This window comes from Sulfurimonas sp. (assembly GCF_041563495.1).
Lineage (GTDB): Bacteria > Campylobacterota > Campylobacteria > Campylobacterales > Sulfurimonadaceae > Sulfurimonas.
Map to the genome: position 1 here is coordinate 14,551 of NZ_JBFFMZ010000013.1, position 18,379 is coordinate 32,929.

The 18,379-nt window shown below is 36.2% G+C and carries 21 protein-coding genes; 14 read left to right on the forward strand and 7 right to left on the reverse strand.

The window, feature by feature from the left end:
• The first annotated feature begins 42 nt into the window (after positions 1-42).
• Genes ABYK18_RS11000 through ABYK18_RS11040 form a run of 9 tightly spaced genes read left to right on the forward strand, consistent with a single transcriptional unit; the run spans position 43 to position 4,778 of the window.
• Positions 43-363 (forward strand): hypothetical protein, encoded by a 321-nt coding sequence (locus ABYK18_RS11000; RefSeq protein ID WP_373036724.1) that lies wholly within the window; start codon positions 43-45, stop codon positions 361-363.
• On the forward strand, positions 363-980 hold the full coding sequence (locus ABYK18_RS11005; protein ID WP_373036725.1) for a type III pantothenate kinase: 618 nt from the start codon (positions 363-365) through the stop codon (positions 978-980). Before ABYK18_RS11000 ends, ABYK18_RS11005 begins: the two co-directional genes overlap by 1 nt.
• Positions 974-1,600, forward strand: coding sequence for an ATP phosphoribosyltransferase (hisG, locus tag ABYK18_RS11010; protein WP_373036726.1), 627 nt, complete (start codon positions 974-976; stop codon positions 1,598-1,600). The genes ABYK18_RS11005 and hisG overlap by 7 nt, the downstream gene beginning before the upstream one ends.
• Positions 1,600-2,280 (forward strand): cyclopropane-fatty-acyl-phospholipid synthase family protein, encoded by a 681-nt coding sequence (locus ABYK18_RS11015; RefSeq protein WP_373036727.1) that lies wholly within the window; start codon positions 1,600-1,602, stop codon positions 2,278-2,280. The genes hisG and ABYK18_RS11015 overlap by 1 nt, the downstream gene beginning before the upstream one ends.
• Before the next feature lie 50 nt (positions 2,281-2,330).
• Positions 2,331-3,128, forward strand: a complete 798-nt coding sequence (locus tag ABYK18_RS11020; protein ID WP_373036728.1) for a CHAD domain-containing protein — start codon at positions 2,331-2,333, stop codon at positions 3,126-3,128.
• A 47-nt stretch (positions 3,129-3,175) separates the two neighbouring features.
• Positions 3,176-3,745 carry a diguanylate cyclase domain-containing protein gene (locus ABYK18_RS11025; protein WP_373036729.1) on the forward strand — a complete coding sequence of 190 codons (570 nt, stop codon included), beginning with the start codon at positions 3,176-3,178 and terminating at the stop codon, positions 3,743-3,745.
• Positions 3,746-3,755: 10 nt separating this feature from the next.
• Positions 3,756-4,016 carry a hypothetical protein gene (locus ABYK18_RS11030; protein WP_373036730.1) on the forward strand — a complete coding sequence of 87 codons (261 nt, stop codon included), beginning with the start codon at positions 3,756-3,758 and terminating at the stop codon, positions 4,014-4,016.
• Positions 4,017-4,028: 12 nt separating this feature from the next.
• Positions 4,029-4,358, forward strand: coding sequence for a hypothetical protein (locus tag ABYK18_RS11035; protein WP_373036731.1), 330 nt, complete (start codon positions 4,029-4,031; stop codon positions 4,356-4,358).
• Between the two features lie 3 nt (positions 4,359-4,361).
• Complete coding sequence (locus ABYK18_RS11040; protein WP_373036732.1) at positions 4,362-4,778, forward strand: hypothetical protein; 417 nt, start codon at positions 4,362-4,364, stop codon at positions 4,776-4,778.
• Here the strand turns inward: ABYK18_RS11040 and ABYK18_RS11045 are convergent.
• A complete protein-coding gene (locus ABYK18_RS11045; RefSeq protein WP_373036733.1) occupies positions 4,767-5,246 on the reverse strand; it encodes a DUF1566 domain-containing protein in 480 nt (159 codons plus the stop codon). The genes ABYK18_RS11040 and ABYK18_RS11045 overlap by 12 nt on opposite strands.
• Positions 5,247-5,289: 43 nt before the next feature.
• On the reverse strand, positions 5,290-5,691 hold the full coding sequence (locus ABYK18_RS11050; protein ID WP_373036734.1) for a hypothetical protein: 402 nt from the start codon (positions 5,689-5,691) through the stop codon (positions 5,290-5,292).
• Positions 5,692-5,745: 54 nt separating this feature from the next.
• On the opposite strand from ABYK18_RS11050, the gene ABYK18_RS11055 reads away from it, so the two are divergent.
• Positions 5,746-6,390: a class I SAM-dependent methyltransferase gene (locus ABYK18_RS11055; protein WP_373036735.1), complete on the forward strand. Its 645-nt coding sequence runs from the start codon at positions 5,746-5,748 to the stop codon at positions 6,388-6,390.
• Here ABYK18_RS11055 and ABYK18_RS11060 read toward each other — a convergent pair.
• Positions 6,387-7,508: a metallophosphoesterase gene (locus ABYK18_RS11060; protein WP_373036736.1), complete on the reverse strand. Its 1,122-nt coding sequence runs from the start codon at positions 7,506-7,508 to the stop codon at positions 6,387-6,389. The two genes, ABYK18_RS11055 and ABYK18_RS11060, sit on opposite strands and share 4 nt — an antisense overlap.
• Positions 7,509-7,566: 58 nt before the next feature.
• On the opposite strand from ABYK18_RS11060, the gene ABYK18_RS11065 reads away from it, so the two are divergent.
• Together ABYK18_RS11065 and ABYK18_RS11070 are read left to right on the forward strand one after the other, a co-directional pair.
• Positions 7,567-7,998, forward strand: coding sequence for a hypothetical protein (locus tag ABYK18_RS11065; RefSeq protein WP_373036737.1), 432 nt, complete (start codon positions 7,567-7,569; stop codon positions 7,996-7,998).
• A gap of 138 nt (positions 7,999-8,136) precedes the next feature.
• Positions 8,137-8,568: an Hsp20/alpha crystallin family protein gene (locus tag ABYK18_RS11070; protein ID WP_373036738.1), complete on the forward strand. Its 432-nt coding sequence runs from the start codon at positions 8,137-8,139 to the stop codon at positions 8,566-8,568.
• 64 nt (positions 8,569-8,632) lie between these two features.
• Here the strand turns inward: ABYK18_RS11070 and pdxA are convergent, their stop codons facing one another.
• The 4 genes from pdxA to ABYK18_RS11090 all read right to left on the reverse strand — a co-directional run bounded on the left by pdxA (position 8,633) and on the right by ABYK18_RS11090 (position 13,208).
• Positions 8,633-9,550 (reverse strand): 4-hydroxythreonine-4-phosphate dehydrogenase, encoded by a 918-nt coding sequence (gene pdxA, locus ABYK18_RS11075; RefSeq protein ID WP_373036739.1) that lies wholly within the window; start codon positions 9,548-9,550, stop codon positions 8,633-8,635.
• The gene (locus tag ABYK18_RS11080; RefSeq protein ID WP_373036761.1) at positions 9,550-10,332 is read right to left on the reverse strand and encodes a pyridoxine 5'-phosphate synthase; all 783 of its coding nucleotides are present in this window, start codon (positions 10,330-10,332) and stop codon (positions 9,550-9,552) included. The genes pdxA and ABYK18_RS11080 overlap by 1 nt, the downstream gene beginning before the upstream one ends.
• A 5-nt stretch (positions 10,333-10,337) precedes the next feature.
• Positions 10,338-11,042: a lysophospholipid acyltransferase family protein gene (locus ABYK18_RS11085; RefSeq protein WP_373036740.1), complete on the reverse strand. Its 705-nt coding sequence runs from the start codon at positions 11,040-11,042 to the stop codon at positions 10,338-10,340.
• Positions 11,043-11,273: 231 nt separating this feature from the next.
• Positions 11,274-13,208 carry a thioredoxin domain-containing protein gene (locus ABYK18_RS11090; protein WP_373036741.1) on the reverse strand — a complete coding sequence of 645 codons (1,935 nt, stop codon included), beginning with the start codon at positions 13,206-13,208 and terminating at the stop codon, positions 11,274-11,276.
• Between the two features lie 159 nt (positions 13,209-13,367).
• On the opposite strand from ABYK18_RS11090, the gene ABYK18_RS11095 reads away from it, so the two are divergent.
• Complete coding sequence (locus ABYK18_RS11095) at positions 13,368-16,910, forward strand: proline dehydrogenase family protein (protein ID WP_373036742.1); 3,543 nt, start codon at positions 13,368-13,370, stop codon at positions 16,908-16,910.
• Entirely contained in the window at positions 16,910-18,376 is a 1,467-nt protein-coding gene (putP, locus tag ABYK18_RS11100; protein ID WP_373036743.1) for a sodium/proline symporter PutP, read from the forward strand. Before ABYK18_RS11095 ends, putP begins: the two co-directional genes overlap by 1 nt.
• Positions 18,377-18,379 lie beyond the last annotated feature (3 nt).

Below are 18,379 nucleotides of genomic sequence, written 5' to 3' on the forward strand. Positions count from 1 at the left end.
TTTGATAAAATAATGTTTTAATTTAAAGGCAATATAATAGATATGCAAATGGTAGTAGATTCCCTAAGAAAAAAAGGGAAAATTTATAAAAAAATGCTCGAGATTGCTCCTAAAGAACTAGGAATACGCAACAAGATAAAAATATATAAAGCAACGGACACAAGCGGGTACTTCTGGGCAATATTTGCAGTAAGTCAAAAAAGCAGACTGCTTATGAAAGATGTACGTAAATTTGAAGAGATATATGCAAAACTGGTGATTTTTTGCGGGCATAACTTCAAGCACAAGATAATCTTTATAGATGCACCTCTGTGTTCAAAAGCAAAAGAGGCTTTTAAAAGCCAAGGCTGGAAAATCCAGTAATGCTTTTATGCGACATAGGCAACACTTCATATCATTTTTTAAAAGAAGAACTTCACTTTAAAGAGAGTGTGACTCAGTTTGATCCGGTAACTATAAAAGAGCAGGTGTTTTACATCTGTGTAAATCCAAAAATAAAAAATGTTTTAAAAGATTTGCCAAACTGGATAGACCTTTGCGAATATCTGGATATGGCTAAATACTATGAGACCATGGGTGTTGACAGGATAGTCGCATCTGAAGCTGTTGAAGACGGCATCATCATAGATGCAGGCAGTGCAGTGACTGTAGACATAGTAAAGAAAAGTGTTTTTGAGGGTGGTTTTATCTATCCGGGCATAAAAGCTATGAATCAAACATACAAAAATATTTCATCGGCACTTGATTATTCATTTAATTTTGAGTGTGACTTGGATATAATGCCAAAAAATTCCCAAGATGCCATAAGTTACGGTTACCTCAAAACACTATACAGTGAAGTTATGTCTCATAATATGGACATAATCTTAACAGGCGGAGATGCAAAAGAGTTTGCAAAAATTTTCCCGGATGCAAAGATAGATGAGAGTTTGATATTTAAGGGAATGAAAAAGATAATGAAAAAGGCTGATTTATGCTAACAGTTGCACTTCCAAAGGGTCGTATAGCAAAAGAGACACTAGAGATATTTGAGACTATATTCGGTGATAGTTTTAAGTTTGATGACAGAAAACTTATTTTGGATACTCCAAATTTTCGTTTTTTACTTGTAAGAAATCAGGATGTTGCTACATACGTTTATCATCAAGCTGCCGACATCGGCGTAGTGGGACTTGACACTTTAGAAGAGCAGGGGCTTGATGTTATTCGCCTGCTTGACCTTAGACGCGGTGTTTGTAAAGTCTCCATCGGTATGAAAAAGGGTGAGAAGTTTGACATTAACAAACCAGACATCAAAGTAGCATCTAAGATGGTCAACATCACTAAGCGTTATTTTGAAGAGCGCGCAGTTTCAGTGGATATCATCAAACTCTACGGCTCTATAGAACTTGCTCCTATTATCGGGCTTGCAGATATGATAGTCGATGTTGTAGAAACAGGAACTACGATGAAGCAAAACGGATTAGAAGTGGTTCAAGACATTATGACTTCATCTACTTACCTGATTGCAAACAAAAACAGCTACATCGCTAAAAAAGATGAAGTGCTTGATATTTATGAGAAAATCAACAAAGTCATAAAAGCAGAGCAAAACGCCTAATGACAAATCTGGACCTTTACGCAAAAGCTGAACATCTTCTTGGCATCGAAGAGGCGACAGAGGCACTTTACGACCTTTACCGTTCAGAACTCGATGAGTATAAGATCAAAACTCTTTTAGACGTAGGCTGCGGTCGCGGCGGTTTTATGCAACGCATGATAAGTGACGGCGTGAAATGTAAAGGTGTAGACCTTAGCTCAGTTATGGTCGAAGAGTGTAAAGCTGCGGGCTTAGATGCCGAGTGCATAGACGTTGCAGATGTTCAAGGGAGTTACGACGCTGTTGTAGCCATCTTTGATGTTTTAAATTTTATGGATAAAGATGCACTGACCAAGTTTTTAGAAGCCGTTGCATCTAAGCTTAACGACGATGGAATCTTCATAGCGGACATAAATACGCTTTATGGATTCAGTGATGTCGCTGAGGGTACGATGAGTGCCGAGAACGATAAAGAGTTCCTAGTCGTAGATGCAGAGTTTGCAAACGATGAACTTCATACGCAGTTTACTCTTTTTGAGAAGATAGATGACAAATACGTAAAGCACCAAGACACTATAATCCAATACTTCCACAAGATAAAATTCTTTCAAAACCTTAAAAGCTTGAAACTTATAGACAAACAAACTTTCTCTCTTTATGACACTGAAGATAAGACACTGCTTATTTTTAAAAAGAAATAGTAATAAATTAAACTGTATACTACTAAGATAACAAATCTTTGGAGAGTAGTATGGATTTCAGAAGTTGGTTTGAACACAGAGTTCTCACAGTCAGTGAAATCTACACTAAATTACTTAAAAACGATGATGTTGAGCTTCTTCATCAGTACCGTGTAAACCTAAGAAAACTTTATGCATGCAGTGAAATATATGCTAAGGAGATAGATGCCAAGTCTTCAAAAGAGTTTTCAAAACTCATAAAAAAGATGTTAAAACCTACGGCATTACTGCGGGATATAGATCTCTTCTTGCTTGATATAAAATCATTGATGTGTAGCGATAAACTAAAAAATATTCTTTATAATATGATTGTTTTAAAAAGAGAGGTGGTTTTTAAAACATATAGAGATACATTAAAAAGCAAAGAATATAAAAAGAATATTGAAATACTTACTTCAATTGCAAAAGAGAGTGATTTTTTTATATACGCTATTGATATGATTGAGACAGATAAAATTATTGCTGATGTCCAAAAAAAAAGATATCTGGAATTTAGTAAAGTTAATATGCATACATCATTTGGAGAACTTCACACTCTGAGAAAAGATTTTAAAAAGTTTCGTTATGCTCTTGAGATATATGAACACTGTTTTTCAAGCGGTGAAGCAGTTAGTTATGATGCTCATAAATTAAAACGATTACAAGACTTATTTGGTGCTATTCAAGATAATTATGTTAGATTGAATCTTCTTAAAAGCATGGAAAATGATCTTTTTTATGATGAACTTTTAAAGCTTAAGACTCATTATATTATAAAATTATTAAGTGCAAAAGAGGATCTTTTTAAAGGTGAAAATATTGAACTTTAGATAAACTCTGATATACTATAAACAAGAAATGAACAGGGGAAGGTATTTTGTTTGATATCACAGATATAGATTTAGAGTCCAAAACTAAGGAAGAATTGATTGAAATAATTCAAGAGCTTGCTTCGGTTGATTCTTATCATAATTTAGATGTTTATCATATGAATGCCCTTGATAAACTAAAGGAATACACACCTCTTCATATGCACATAGATAAAATAAATAAAAGTTCTCAAAATGTCAGTGTTATGATGTTTAGAATCTTTAACATTGCAAGAAGTGATGATATCTTTAAAGATAAGGTCTCTAAGAAAATTCTTCATGATATAACAAAGCTTTTGAAATTAAAAATAAGAAATACTGACATATTGATTAAATATGATAAATCAAACTATGTAATCATCGCTCCAAATACGGATTTAGACGGCGTAGAAAAATATGCTCATAAGTTAAACGGCATAATTCTTCAAAATGTATTTGGAAATATCTCGCATCTAAAATCAAATTTTTCAATTACTGCATTTAATGAAGATGATGATATTAAGGGTGTTATTAGCAGATTGCATAAGGCGTTGTTAGATATTGAAAAGAGTTCATCTCATTATTTTATAAAAGTATAAAAGGATTTAAATGAGTCATAAACACAAAGCAAAGATACAGATGATATTTGAACATCCTGTATCCGGAAATATAGATGTAAAAAGACTCTTGGCAGCCCTTGAGCATTACGGTGTTGAAGTAGAAATAACTAAACATAATAAAGCAAGACTTATTTTCAACCAACAGGAATTGATTATGGCGCTTTCACATAGAAATGACTTATCTAAAGATTCCATAGCCAAACTGCGCCACTATTTGGAAGAAATAGGTTTAACACCTGATAAGATGTAAAGGATTTTTGTAATGGATGGTAATATAGTCGTAACGTATAAGGTGTTATGTGAAACTGACTTAAATACAAGTGTAACACTTAAAGAACTTCTCTTAAATGAGAAAGTATCCAAGGTAATCAAAAGTGAGTTTGCCAAAGGTTTTCGAAACATTGAGCTTGTAACAAAGAGCTCAGACTCTTCTTTGAGTTTAGAAACTTCTAAAGAGTTATATACTTTTGAAGTTTCTAAAGACGATTTTGCAGATATTCTTGTTCTGGCTGAAGAAGATGCAACTGCAAGAAAGCTATTTAAAAAAGAGTGCTCTCGCGTAGAACTCGTAGACATAGAGACTCTATCTTAGACTTTGAAACATTTAGTATATAGTTTTTTCTTACTGCCGATTCTTTTTTTTCAAGGATGCAGTGACAATGCAACTGTAAATATTTTTGATGAGAAAATTGCACAAAGTAAGATAGAGTGCATGAGACTTGTTGTTTTTCCACCTGATGAAGAAGTACAAAAAACACTAAATGGACTCTACTCTTTTGATGATTCCTGCTCTATAAAGCTTGAAGTGTCTTTAAAGAGCGGCATCGTTTGCAACTCTAATCAAAACAGCGATAAAAAGGCTCTTTCAAACTTTCCAACAAGTTATCTTCGTATGCAGATATCTAAAAGTGGAAAATTATTTTACAGTTATTATATAGATTTAATGCATGGCGTTACGCAGAGAGACGCAAAAATTGCATTTGAGAGAGTAAAAAAAGATTTAATCTTCTAATATATCTCTGACACAGATGACGCGATGTTTCTTTTGAATGTCATGCGTGGAGTATCTGCCCGTATTAAAATCAACATACCATCCGCTATCAGACCTAAATTCAGTTGATGTCCAGTAGATATCTCTTTTTGCATTTTCAAATGCATGTTTTGATTTTAGGTTTGGTCTTGAGAGCTCCAACAAACTTTTAGCCTCTTTTTTTGTAGGAACTCTCCAATTACTCTTGCCAAGATAGTTTAAGTTGTTACAGTGACTTAATGCTCTTGTGAAGTTCATCTTTTTACACGGGGTGGAGTCATAGTACATTTTATGGTTTTTTTTATCTACGACTACTTGTTGTTTGTCATCTCGGACAAAGTTTTCGTCTATGTTTTTAGAATCCGAATGAGTGTGACCAAATTTTGGCATCGTGAACCATGCAGAGGATATAACGGCTGATAATGATAATGTTAAGATTATTTTTATCATCCTATATCCTTTTTACAAAAGACTATAGCAATTTTTTTATACCTTAGTCAACTTTTTTTCTAAAGAGATGGTAGTTTTCATTTTCAAGCATCTCTTCTACATATTCCTTTGCACATTTTATACAGTTTGACCAGATGCCAGAAGGAAGTCTGACCTCAAGCTTTTTCTTCTCTCTTAGTTTTATTATCTTCTTAGGAGATAAAACTTTTGAGACAGGAGAAAAGTCAACATCAGTAAGATCGATGTCTTTTTTATAAAAAATAGTTTGTTTTTTGAAGTTACCCCAGCCTGGTATTCCGTCTTCTGTGTATGGAATCTCGTGACCGTTTTTAAATGTAACCATCATCTTATAGTGAGAATCTTCAAATACCTGAGTAACTTTTCCCGCACCAAAAACCATGCCGTAAAGTTTGTCTTTTAGTTTTACTTTTTTAAAATATGCCATTAGTATTCCTTGTTTTTGATGTTTAATTATAACAAAAGAAGATAAAATTACCTCATGAAAAAATGTAAAATCTGTAACTGTAATACAACCGTAATAAGCGATGACAAAAGTGGCAAAAGTTATTACAGATGCTCTGAGTGCGACTATATTTTTATGGATGATAAATATCATTTAGATGCTACTCTTGAGAAAAAACACTACGACAACCACGACAACAACTTGGAGTCGCTAGGTTATGTAAAGATGTTTGAGACCTTGATAGAAGAGTTTATAGCAGATAAGAAAGATGAAATAAAAACGGCATTGGATTTTGGCTGCGGGGAGGGTGAAGTCTTACCGGTTTTACTGGAGAGAGCAGGGATTTGTTGTGATAGATACGACCTCTTTTACTTTCCCAAAAAAGTATATGAAAATAAAAACTACGACCTGATATGTTCGACAGAAGTCATCGAGCATCTTAGAAATCCGCTGGAGATTTTAAAAGAACTTCTTTCGCATCTTAATAAAGACGGTTGTTTACTTCTTATGACTTACTTCCATCATAGTGATGATGAAAATTTTTTGAAATGGTTTTACATAAAAGATGTGACTCATATAGGCTTTTTTAGTATGAAAACATTTGAGTATCTGGCATCTGCGTTTGACTTAGAGATACTAAAGCACAACAGCAAAAACATTGTTATGTTTAAGAAGAGTTAAACTGCAGGCTCAAGTATGATTTCTGTTATCTCACTGCTTGCACCTAACCTCATAGGCGGACCCCAGAAACCTGTTCCTTTGTTCACGTAAATCTGCAGTTTCTCGTTATGCTGATGCAGACCTTCTATGTACGGCTGAGCCAGTTGTACCAAAAATCTGAAAGGATATATTTGTCCCCCATGAGTATGACCGCTTAACATCAAGTCAACACTGTCTGTGACTTCTTCTATATACTTTGGCTGATGAGCTAAAAGAACGGTAGGCGAGTCTTTGAGATCATGCAGAGCCTCGCTTATCTGCGGTACATAAGTCTTTGTTCTGTATCCAAAGACATCATAAACCCCTGCAAGGTTAAAACCTTCTTCTTTATCACCTATATATACATTCTCATTTTCCAATACTTTGATGCCAAGATTTTTAACGGCTTTTATGATGCCTTTTGTATCGTGAAAATATTCGTGGTTTCCAAGGATAAAATAAGTTCCGTATTTTGAGTTAAGACCTTTTAGTTCATCTAGTGTCTCTTTTGCATGAATGAGGTCTATATCAACCAAATCACCTGTGATCACAACAAGGTCTGGGTTCAATGCATTTACTCTTGTGACAATTTTATGAATAAAGCTTTTGTCTATCAGACCGCCTATATGTATGTCGCTTAGTTGAACTATTTTGTAATGTTTTTTTAGTTTTTTAATCTTTACATTTACTTTCTCTAACTTTACATATCTTGCTTCATACATAGACTTTGCACTCAGTGAAGTAGCTACAAGAAGAGAAGAGATATCTAGTGAGCGTTTAAAGAAGTTTCTTCGTTTTTGTGATATGGGCGAGTAGTGAAGCACGATTCTTGAGATGTCGTAGATTATTGCCGTACAAAAGAGTAAAAAGAGTATACCGATCGGAAGTGAAAATAGAAAATATAGCCAGCTGGGGATGTCTGCATAGTAGCGTCCAATCATATATCCGATAATGCCCAAAAAGTTTATTACTAAAAATATGCGCAGATAGTATTTATGCTTTTCTTTTATGTCAAGTTTTGTGATCAGTCTTTTTGAGATGTACATATTAAGCAGAATAAAAACACCTAAAAAGGCTGTGAAAAATAGTATTGGATTCATAAGTAAAATTATATCTTATAAACGATATACTCAGCCAAGAAAAATATAAAGGCTTAATATGTTAAAAATTCTTGTCTCTCTGGCGTTAATCTCTTCGTTTGCATTTTCTGCAGGTTTAAAAGCCAACGGATGTGACCTTTCTCAAGTTGGTGATGTTGAACTAAATATAAACAATAAAAGTTATAAGAAGGCGAATTACAAGGCCAAAGTGCCAAGCGGCAGGAACTTCAAGACTATTTTTATCGGTGCTACTATGAACGTAGATACAGCCCTTGTGACAATAATTGATATTGAGGCAGATAAAAGAGAAAAAGGTAAACCAAGAACTGGAAGAGTAACCGTGAAAGTAGATACAGGTTCCAACTCTGAAAATGTTGTGCTGGAGTATAACTACGATAAAGGTCACTTTAGTGCAAAAGGCATACAGAAAAATAAACAGGAGATTAGCTTTGCTTTAGAAATAAAAGCTCTTCTTTGCCACGCTAAATAGCCCGTCATTCGCCTGAAATCATTTTTTGCTTAATGGTGATTAAGGTAAAGCTTATGTGGTGTGTTTTATAATGTGAGATTGGAGTTATATTATATTATATTATATAACTTCTTTTAATCTCTAGTTGAGGAGTTTGTCATGTTTCTTACAAAGTATAATCCGTTTGACGAGTTTAAGGATTTTAGCAGCAGATTCAATTCACTTTTGAGTGAGTTTGATAACAGGGGGTCTTCTTTGAGCGGATTTGTGCCAGTTGTAAATACGCGTGAGGGTGAATACGCTTATCATGTTGACGCTGATCTTCCGGGTGTTAAAAAAGAGGACATAAAGATTGATGTGAAGGACGATGTCCTTACGATTTCAGGAGAAAGACACCACAAAGAAGAAGTAAAAGAAGATGATTATCATCGAATCGAGACTTCTTTTGGAAAGTTTGAGCGAAGTTTCACTTTACCAAAGGGTGCTGATATTGAAAATATAACTGCAAGCAGCAAAGACGGTGTGTTGGAAGTAATTATTCCAAAACAAAAAAGTGAGGCTGAAAAAGCCAAAAAGATCGAAGTAAAATAATATAACCGCTAGAAACAACTTCCTAAAATGCTAGGGAGTTGTCAGTTACACACATTTGTGGATACTATGAAGCAAATGAAATCGCACTCTTTACAGCATTGATATAACTGAGTGTTTTAGCTTCACCTTTATAGGCGATATCAAAGGCAGTCCCGTGGTCTACCGATGTCCTGATGATAGGAAGGTTTAGAGATATATTGATACCTTCATCGAAGTAGAGTGCTTTTAGAGGTGCCAGACCTTGGTCATGGTACATCGCTACAAAGTAGTTGTAGTTTGCTCTAAAATTAGGCGTAAAAGCGACGTCCGGTACAATTGAGCCGTGAAACAACTCTTTGCCTATAGAGTTATTTGCCAATTTGATAGACTCATTTATAATCTTCTCTTCATTTCCCAAAACACCGTTGTCTCCAGCGTGAGGGTTTAGCCCTAAAACAGCTACTTGTTTATCTCCGATGCTTTTGTGCAGATCAAGCAAAAAAGTAACAAGTCTTTTTTTATCAATGCTGGATGCCACATCTTTTAGCGGTATATGTTCGGTGTAGAGTGCCACAAACATCTTTTCGCATCCCAGCATCATGATGGCATCTTTATTGAAGTGTTTGCGGAGCAGGTCGGTGTGACCTTTGTATTCTAAACCTGCCATCATCCAAGCTTCTTTATGTATAGGCAGCGTCACAAGAGCATCTGCTTTTGAATCTTCACACAGTTTTATTGCACTCATGAAAGAGTCATAAGAGTATTTTCCGGATGCAAAACCTATCTTTCCTGCTTCTATTTTAAAATCACCCTCTACAGGATGCAACTGAATGAGTTCAGGGAGTTTCATATCTAGAAGTTCCGCAGCTTGTGTCAGCATTCTATAGTTGATACAGTAGATTGGATTACAGAGTCTGGCGATTTCTTCGTGGGCTTTAAGAGCTATTTCTATGCCCACACCGTTTAAGTCGCCGACACTTATGGCAATATTATGTTTACGCATTATCTTGTCGTTAATCTTCTCATCTCTTTTATGGCATCCGCCAAACCGCTAAATACACTTCTGGCAATTATGCTTTGACCTATATTTAACTCAGTGATTTCCTCGATGCTCATCATATGAGAAACATTGTGATAGTTCAGTCCATGACCGGCTGCCACCTCAAGTCCTAGCTCTTTAGCATGTGTAGCTGCTGCTTGAATCTCTTGCAGAGATTTTTCAAGTCTGCTTGCAAGCTCATAGCGAGGAACCTCCAGTTCCTTTACAGAGTGGTTTGTATAAGGCAGTGAAGAGTTAAGCATCGCAAATATGTTGGCAAAACTTCCAGTATGAAGTTCGACCATCTCGGCACCTAACTCTTTTGATTTTTCCATTGCTTCTATAGTAGGGTCGACAAAGAGTGAAACAGGTATGATGGAGTCGTGAAGCTGTTCTATGGCATAGGCTATATCGTCTTCATATGTGAAGACGTCAAGACCGCCTTCAGTTGTCACTTCTTCTCTTTTTTCAGGGACTAAGGTGGCGCGATGCGGTCTTAAATCACTGATTATGTTTAAGATATCTCTGTTTATAGAACACTCTAAGTTCACAGGCAGGCTTGATTGGAGCATAATGTTTTTTGCATCTATATCTTGTATATGTCTTCTGTCTTCTCTGAGGTGTATTGTGATCTGGTCTGCACCGTTAGCACAAGCTACAAAAAGAGCATTTAAGATATCTGGATCATTTACTCGTCTTGCTTCTCTTAAAACTGCTACGTGGTCTATGTTTACACCTAGTTTCATACTTTTCAATTATTTTCTCCTTTAGCACTTTTTACAAAGTCTGTATACTCTTTTTGTAAATTTTCATGATTGACTATATCACCGATATGTACTTCTACGATTTTTTTCTCTTTGTAGGGAGCATGTTTAAAAACTTTTTCCAAAGAGTCGTTTATAAAAACAGGGACAACATCAAGTTTATTCGCTTTGGCAATCTTTTGCGCGCCGCTTTGAAATTCCAAGATTCCCGGTTTTTTATTTCTTTCACCTTCAGGAAAGATATAGATGTTAAAGTCATCGATCTTGGATAATATTTTTTTTATCTCTTTAAAAAATTTCAAGAGACCTCTGCCGTTTTCAAGATCAACACTTATACACCCGCTATATCTGAAAAAATCACCGTAAAATGCATCAAAAAGTTCTTGTTTAGCTATCCAGGTTCCATTCTTGTCATATTTTGAAAATATATGTTCCATGACTATGATATCAAGTAAAGAACGATGGTTTATAGCATAAATCATCCTGTCTCTTTGTGGTACTTCACCTATTAGCTGCACTTCAATATTTAAAAAATCTATAACACTGTTCGAATAGGCCTGTCTATCCTTTGAAAGTTGTTTATATGCATGTTTGAGGGACATAAACGGGTGAAAATAAGTACGTTTAAATACCCTTATATGTTTATACCCGAGTTCGATCATAAAGATGAACTTGCCTAAAGTCTTTAGCATAAACGGTTATTTTGAACGATGTAGAGGATGTTGATAGTCGTTTCTCTCGCAAGCTGTAAACATGGTTAAAGCAGTAAGTGAGAGTAAAATTGTTAATATTATTGTTTTCATTTTCATCCTTTTTATTTAAGTTATTCCGATAAAGAAACAAAACAAGTAACACGTTTGGCTTCAGCCAATGTTTCCTGAAAGTCTTTTTATCTTCGCTTGCGCCGCTGAGGCGACTAAAGTCTAGAAACTATTTCTTATTATATCATTGATTTTATTTATGTTATCGCTGTTTGCAAAACAGCTTTTGTCTCCACACACCATAAAACCCGCATCTTGAGATACTTTTTTATGTGTAAACGGATACTCTAATGCAGCGAGTTCATAAGCATTTGCATCCAGGTTTGAAGCCTCTGATTTTATAACTCTGTCACCTTTTATATATCTTAGCATCTGACGCAGCATATATGGATAAATAACAGGTCTTCTTCCTAGCTCATAAGAGTTATATTCCAATGTTTTAAAAGCAAAATGTGAGTATTTTTCATCTTCAAGCAAAGTTGAGAGAGATATAAGCACATCGACCATGATACTTACGGAACTTGTGTAGGTATTGTCTGCTATATCAGCTTTTGTCTCAAACTCTCCACAGCTGAAGTTCCATGTTCCTTTTGAGTAAAACTTTTCTAAGGCGATATTTGCAAACCTCTGAGCCTGTATGAGGTATAGTTCCTCCTGCGTAGCATTATATGCAGCTATAAGAGCTTGGCAAAGGTAGGCATAATCTTCTAAGAAGGCTTCTACTTTAGGAGTCTTGTGTATGAGTGTGGTGTGATACAGCTTTGAGTCTATAAACATAGTCTTTAGTAGTGCATCCAGACTTTTTACTGCTCTTTGTCTATACTTTACATCTATAACTCCAAGAGTAAAGAGTGCTTTTATCATCATACTGGACCAAGATGTCTGAACTTTTTTGTCTATAAACGGATACTCTCTGTTTTTTCTCAAATCCTGCAGAAGGATTTTTACTTTTTCAAAATACTCAGGAACAATGCCGTTGTTAAAACGGATGATGTTCTTTCCTTCAAAGTTTCCCTCTCTTGCCACTTCTATCTGTGCAAGCATCTCCTCAATATTTTGATATCCGTGATTGTCAAGAGCATTATAAACTTCTTCATAAGTGTATGTAAAGTAAGTTCCTTCTTCTCCTTCGCTGTCGGCATCGCTTGCACTGTAAAAGAGATCGTCTTCGCTCATAAAATTGTACCAAAAGTCTGCTATCTCTTTAGCAACAGCTAAAAAACTCTCATCTTTGTAAGTAAGATAAGCATTTGTATATAGTTCGCAAAGCAGGGCATTATCGTAAAGCATCTTTTCAAAATGAGGAACTCTCCACTCACCGTCTACCGAGTAACGGCAAAATCCGCCGTCAACTAGATCATAAATCCCGCCTTTTTTCATAGACTCTAATGTATGAATAATCATAGCGCGTGCCGCTTTGTCATCATAGAGTTTGTCGATAATCAATAGTGTACCAAGTGTAGATGCATGAGGAAATTTCGGTGCAACAGAAAAACCGCCGTCTTTTGTCTCGTAGTTGTTTTTTACCTGAAGCATAAAGTTTTTTGTGAACTCTTCTTTTAGCACCGTAGCTTCTTTTGGATGTTCTACATGATTTAAAAAACTCTCCACTTCATCTGCATTTTTATACAGCTGAGGGTCATTCTCGGCTATTTTTGTGCCTATTAGTCTTGTTAGTTCTTTAAACCCCATACCTTCAATGGAACCTTGCTCAGATTCGGGCGGAATGTATGTTCCTGCAAAGAAAGGTTTGTTCTGCGGGGTACAGAAAATAGAAGTAGGCCAGCCTCCAGGGCGACGGTTTAAGAGCATATGAACTTCTTGATAGTGTTTGTCTATGTCCGGTCTCTCTTCACGGTCAACTTTAATGGACACAAAGTGCTCGTTTAAAATATCTGCACACTCTTGGTTTTCAAATACGGTCTCTTCCATCACATGACACCAGTGGCAGGACGAGTAGCCTATGCTTATAAAGATGGCTTTGTTTTCACGCTGAGCTTTCTCGAATGCTTCATCACCCCAGGCAAACCAATTAACAGGATTATTCTTGTGTTGCTGTAAATATGGTGAATCTTCTTTTTCTAATCTGTTTGACATCTTAAATTCTTTATATGGATTTATTTGTGTAGGGTAGGGAAATGTTGATGATATTTTGCTTAAAGATTTGATTTTGGGAGAAATGCTTATCGCTGATTCAATTTCATTTTAGTTCTTTTTTGTTACCCTCAAGGCAACTGCAAAATTTGAGGAGAAACGATGAACATAGAAAAAAGTACATTCGAAAGGGCAAAGATTTTATCTCAAAATTGGCAAAAAATAATTTCAAAAAGTCGTGAGGCAGAAGAGATCAAGTTTCATCAGATGATGATAAAAATGCTTAAAGACCCGCAAAACAAGCTTTTTTTAATCGAGTTGCTAGATCAAAGCTTCAGGTCCCGTAATACAGCAAGGGTAGCTGACCAATTGGAGTTTTTATTTAGTAAATATGAAAACATAGAGTTCTTTAGCAGGTTTGAAGAGATATTGATCTGGCTCTTCCGCCATATGGGAATATATGTAACAAGTGTATCGGTTCCCCTTTTTATTAAATATTTACGAGACGATATCAGTTCAATCGTTATAAAAGGAGAAGAGAATTTTCTCTCACGACACATAAAAAACAGAAAAACAGAGAATACAAGAGTAAATATAAACATCATCGGTGAAGCTGTCTTAGGAGAAGATGAGGCAAAAGAGAGAGTCGAAAAATATATTAAAGCATTACAAAATCCAAATATTGACTATATTTCCATAAAAATATCAACAATTTTTTCTCAAATAGTTCCATTGGCTCATGAGTGGAGTGTGGAACAGATATCTGAGCGTATAACACTTATCTACGATGCCGCTATAAAAAATAAATTTACTAATTCTTATGGAGAGTTAGAAAACAAGTTTGTAAACCTGGATATGGAAGAATATAAAGATTTAAGTCTTACAATAGATGCATTCATAAAAACACTCTCTTTGGAGAGATTCAAAAATCTTCATGCGGGTATAGTTTTACAAACATATATGCCCGATGCTTTAAGTCAAGCGCAAAGACTGGTTTCATGGGCTAAAGAGAGGGTTGAGAGCGGCGGTGCACCTATTAAGATAAGAGTCGTAAAAGGGGCAAACCAGGAGATGGAGCTGACAGAAGCAAGTCTTAGAGGCTGGCCATGTGTAACGTATGAGCGTAAAAGTCAAAGTGATGCGAACTTCAAGGTTCTTTTGAATTATTTACTCTCTTTTGATATTGCTCCATATGTGAATGTCGGCGTAGCATCTCATAACCTGTTTGATCTGGCTCTGGCGCATGAATTGGCTATTGATAGAGATGTTGATGAATATTACACTGCCGAGATGCTTGAAGGGATGAGTGAGAGTGCATATAAGGTTTTAAAAAATGATGGTGTAAATGTTATTTTATATGCCCCTACAGCAACAAAAGAGACATTTACAAATGCTATTGCCTATCTTGTAAGAAGGTTTGATGAGAACACCGCAGAGCAAAACTTTTTACGACACAGTTTTGGACTACGTGTTGAAGACAGTGCATGGGAAAGGCTTATAAAAACTTTTGATGACTCCATAAAAGAAATAGAGACTCTTAGACTGATTCCATATAGAACACAAGATAGAAACAATGAGACTATAGAACCAATAAAGGATATTGCAGGTTATGATTTTAAAAATGAAAGTGACACTGACTTTGCCCTTGAGGCAAATATGGTTTGGGCAAAGAAAATAGTAGATAAATGGTCCAATATCCACAAAACCGGCGGTTATCATGTTCACTCTGTTATAGGCGGTGAGGAGATAAAAGGCGAAGATAAGATAATCGTTATAGACAAATCACAGTATCATGAAAATATAGAAGTGGGAAGTTACACAAAAGTTGCAAAAGAGGAGTTGGCAAAAGCACTGGATATTGCTAAAAAAGATACAGACGGATGGAAAAAGACTACTTCGACTCAAAGAACTAAAATCTTTATGAATGTAGCCAATGAGTTTAAAAAAGCACGAGCTGATTTAATAGGAGTCGCAGCTGCCGAGGTAGGTAAAGTACTTAGCGAGACGGATGTCGAAGTAAGTGAAGCCATAGATTTTCTAAATTTTTATCCATTCTCATATAATAAGTTGGAAGCTTTGGACGGAGTAGAGTTAAGTCCAAAGGGAGTAGGACTGGTCGTGAGTCCATGGAACTTTCCTATCGCTATACCGACAGGCGGAATTGCGGCAGCTTTATCAGCAGGAAACACGGTGATTCTTAAAGCATCTGCGAGCTCAGTTTTAAGTGCTTACAGACTCTGTGAGTGTTTTTGGGACGGAGGTGTAAGTAAAAATATCCTGCAGTTTGTAATAGCAGACGGTGACCTGATAAGCAGTGAGTTGGTTGCAAATGAAGCTGTAAAGTTTGTAATATTTACAGGCTCTGAAGACACGGCATATACTATGATAAAAAAACGCCCAAATCTTCACATAAGTGCGGAGACAGGAGGCAAAGATGCGACCATAGTCACAGCTCTTGCAGACAGAGACCAGGCAATCAAAAATGTTCTGGCATCTGCTTTTAACAACTCCGGACAAAAGTGCTCAGCGACTTCCCTTCTTGTCTTGGAAGAAGAACTTTATAAGGATGAGAACTTCCGTAAAACACTGGTAGATGCCGCCAAGTCATTGGAAGTCGGAAGTGTTTGGGATTTGCATAATAAAATCGGAACTTTGAGTTCACTGCCAAATACAAAATTGGCAACGGCACTTGATTATCTTGACGAAGAAGAGGAGTGGCTTGTTGAACCTGGTCTCTCAGATAATAATCCATATATGTTAAAACCTTCAATAAGGTGGGGAACAAGAAGAGGTGATTATTGTCATATAAATGAGCTTTTTGGTCCGGTACTGAGTGTGATGTGTGCCAAAGATATTGAAGATGCAATCGATATTGTAAATGCCACAGGATATGGACTTACATCTGGATTGGAAAGTTTGGATGAGAGAGAAAAAGAGGTATTTAAAGAGAAGATGTTAGCCGGCAATCTATACATAAACCGTATGACTACAGGTGCTATTGTAAGGAGACAGCCATTTGGAGGCATGAGAAAATCGAGCATCGGAAGCGGTAGAAAAGCGGGCGGTTTTAACTATGTTGCACAGTTTGCAAATATAAACACGACTCCATCAAGTAAAAGAGAGAAAAAAAGTAACGAACTTATAGAGAGATACAGAACGACTTTGAATATAGAAGGTTTGGATGAGGTACTAGATACCTGTTCCAACTTTGCCTATTGGGTGGATAAAGAGTTTTTGCGTGAACATGACTACTCAAACATAAGAGGAGAGAGCAACCACATAAGATATCTTGGTGTTAAGAGTGTACTTCTTAGAGTTGAAAAGAGTGCAACACTGCAAGAGATAATATGCTCGATATTTGCCATAAGACTTATCGGTGCAAAACTGCATCTCTCACTTTGCTCAGAGATAGACAACATCTCAACCCTTGTTAATGATGACGAGGTGTTTTATGAGAAAGAAGATGAACTTATCAGCTCCATAAAAGATGTAGAGAGGGTAAGGTTTTTAACTCATGAGGCGATCAGTCCAAATATATATAAAGCACTGAGCACAGATGCGGTTTATATTTCTGATGAACCTTTTGTTTCTCATGGAAGAGTAGAGATGCTGCATTATTATATTGAACAGAGTATTTCAGACAGCTATCACAGATACGGTAATCTCGGTGAACATAAAACACAAACGAAAAAAGAGGAAAAATAATGGAACTGCCTGTATTAATATCTTTTAGTATATATATGCTTTTAATGGTCGGAATCGGCTTTTATTTTTATTTTAAAACAGATGATTTAAGTGACTATATCTTGGGAGGTCGCGGTCTTGGACCAGGAGTGACAGCACTTAGTGCCGGAGCATCGGACATGAGCGGTTGGCTTTTGCTTGGACTTCCCGGAATGATGTACTCTCAAGGGATAGTAGGCTCTTGGATAGCCGTCGGTCTTTTAATCGGAGCATACTTAAACTGGCACTATGTTGCCAGACCGCTTAGAGTCTATACTCATTATCTTAATGATTCAATAACGATTCCGGATTATTTCTCAAACAGATTTGAAGAGAATGGCAACTCTCTCAGAGTAGTTACTGCTGTTGTTATCTTAGTCTTTTACACACTTTACACTTCTTCAGGTCTTGTCGGCGGTGCAAAACTGTTTGAAGCTACATTTGGGCTTGACTATACGGATGCTCTTTTGATTGGAAGTGTTATTATCGTCTCTTATACATTTTTGGGAGGATATAATGCCGTGAGCTGGACAGACTTTATCCAAGGCATACTTATGATGTTGGCACTTGTTGTTACACCTATTGTCGTAATTATAGATATTGGCGGTATTAATGAAGCTCTATTGATTATAGAGAGAGTCAAAGAAGCAAATCTCAGTCTTTTTCATGGAAGCTCCATTGTAGCTATTATCTCACTTTTAGCCTGGGGACTCGGATATTTCGGTCAGCCTCATATACTGGTAAGATTTATGTCAATAAGACATGAAGATGAGATGCAAAGAGCAAAACATATAGGAATGACTTGGATGGGTATTTCTATCTTAGGTTCTTTGAGTGTCGGTTTTTTCGGATTTGCCTATGTTGTTGCAAACGGTGTGGCACTTGAAGACAGTGAAAAGATATTTATTACACTCTCTCAACTTCTTTTTAACCCTTGGATAGCAGGATTTTTATTGGCTGCTATATTGGCGGCGATTATGAGTACTATTGATTCTCAGCTTTTAGTCTCATCTTCAGTGCTTACACGCGATATTTATCATGCTATTATCAAAAAGGACGCTAGCGATAAAGAGTTGGTTTGGGTAGGTAGAAGTACAGTAGTAATCATAGCTCTTATAGCTCTGTATATATCAACGGACAGAAACTCAAGTGTGCTGGAACTTGTTTCTTATGCTTGGGCCGGATTTGGTGCCTCATTTGGACCTTTGGTAATACTTAGTTTATATCATAAAGGGATTACCAAGCATGGAGCCATAGCAGGCATGGTAACTGGAGCTTTGGTTGTGATAGTTTATAAACAGCTTGAGGGCGGGATATTTGATCTTTACGAGTTATTGCCTGGTTTTGTTTTAGCTTGGATTGCTATTGTTTTAGTGAGCAAGTTCACTACTGAGAGCGAGAACTCAAAAGTGATTTTTAATGAAGTTCATGAAAAACTAAGAGCCTGATTC

What these genes read in the sequence shown, in the direction of transcription:
- putP (WP_373036743.1), top strand. Translation starts at nt 16,910, where the DNA reads ATGGAACTGCCTGTATTAATATCTTTTAGTATATATATGCTTTTAATG.
- ABYK18_RS11030 (WP_373036730.1), top strand. Translation starts at nt 3,756, where the DNA reads ATGAGTCATAAACACAAAGCAAAGATACAGATGATATTTGAACATCCT.
- ABYK18_RS11085 (WP_373036740.1), bottom strand. Translation starts at nt 11,042, where the DNA reads ATGCTAAAGACTTTAGGCAAGTTCATCTTTATGATCGAACTCGGGTAT.
- ABYK18_RS11070 (WP_373036738.1), top strand. Translation starts at nt 8,137, where the DNA reads ATGTTTCTTACAAAGTATAATCCGTTTGACGAGTTTAAGGATTTTAGC.
- hisG (WP_373036726.1), top strand. Translation starts at nt 974, where the DNA reads ATGCTAACAGTTGCACTTCCAAAGGGTCGTATAGCAAAAGAGACACTA.
- ABYK18_RS11090 (WP_373036741.1), bottom strand. Translation starts at nt 13,208, where the DNA reads ATGTCAAACAGATTAGAAAAAGAAGATTCACCATATTTACAGCAACAC.
- ABYK18_RS11020 (WP_373036728.1), top strand. Translation starts at nt 2,331, where the DNA reads ATGGATTTCAGAAGTTGGTTTGAACACAGAGTTCTCACAGTCAGTGAA.
- ABYK18_RS11095 (WP_373036742.1), top strand. Translation starts at nt 13,368, where the DNA reads ATGAACATAGAAAAAAGTACATTCGAAAGGGCAAAGATTTTATCTCAA.
- ABYK18_RS11065 (WP_373036737.1), top strand. Translation starts at nt 7,567, where the DNA reads ATGTTAAAAATTCTTGTCTCTCTGGCGTTAATCTCTTCGTTTGCATTT.
- ABYK18_RS11050 (WP_373036734.1), bottom strand. Translation starts at nt 5,691, where the DNA reads ATGGCATATTTTAAAAAAGTAAAACTAAAAGACAAACTTTACGGCATG.
- ABYK18_RS11000 (WP_373036724.1), top strand. Translation starts at nt 43, where the DNA reads ATGCAAATGGTAGTAGATTCCCTAAGAAAAAAAGGGAAAATTTATAAA.
- pdxA (WP_373036739.1), bottom strand. Translation starts at nt 9,550, where the DNA reads ATGCGTAAACATAATATTGCCATAAGTGTCGGCGACTTAAACGGTGTG.
- ABYK18_RS11035 (WP_373036731.1), top strand. Translation starts at nt 4,029, where the DNA reads ATGGATGGTAATATAGTCGTAACGTATAAGGTGTTATGTGAAACTGAC.
- ABYK18_RS11045 (WP_373036733.1), bottom strand. Translation starts at nt 5,246, where the DNA reads ATGATAAAAATAATCTTAACATTATCATTATCAGCCGTTATATCCTCT.
- ABYK18_RS11060 (WP_373036736.1), bottom strand. Translation starts at nt 7,508, where the DNA reads ATGAATCCAATACTATTTTTCACAGCCTTTTTAGGTGTTTTTATTCTG.
- ABYK18_RS11055 (WP_373036735.1), top strand. Translation starts at nt 5,746, where the DNA reads ATGAAAAAATGTAAAATCTGTAACTGTAATACAACCGTAATAAGCGAT.
- ABYK18_RS11080 (WP_373036761.1), bottom strand. Translation starts at nt 10,332, where the DNA reads ATGAAACTAGGTGTAAACATAGACCACGTAGCAGTTTTAAGAGAAGCA.
- ABYK18_RS11015 (WP_373036727.1), top strand. Translation starts at nt 1,600, where the DNA reads ATGACAAATCTGGACCTTTACGCAAAAGCTGAACATCTTCTTGGCATC.
- ABYK18_RS11005 (WP_373036725.1), top strand. Translation starts at nt 363, where the DNA reads ATGCTTTTATGCGACATAGGCAACACTTCATATCATTTTTTAAAAGAA.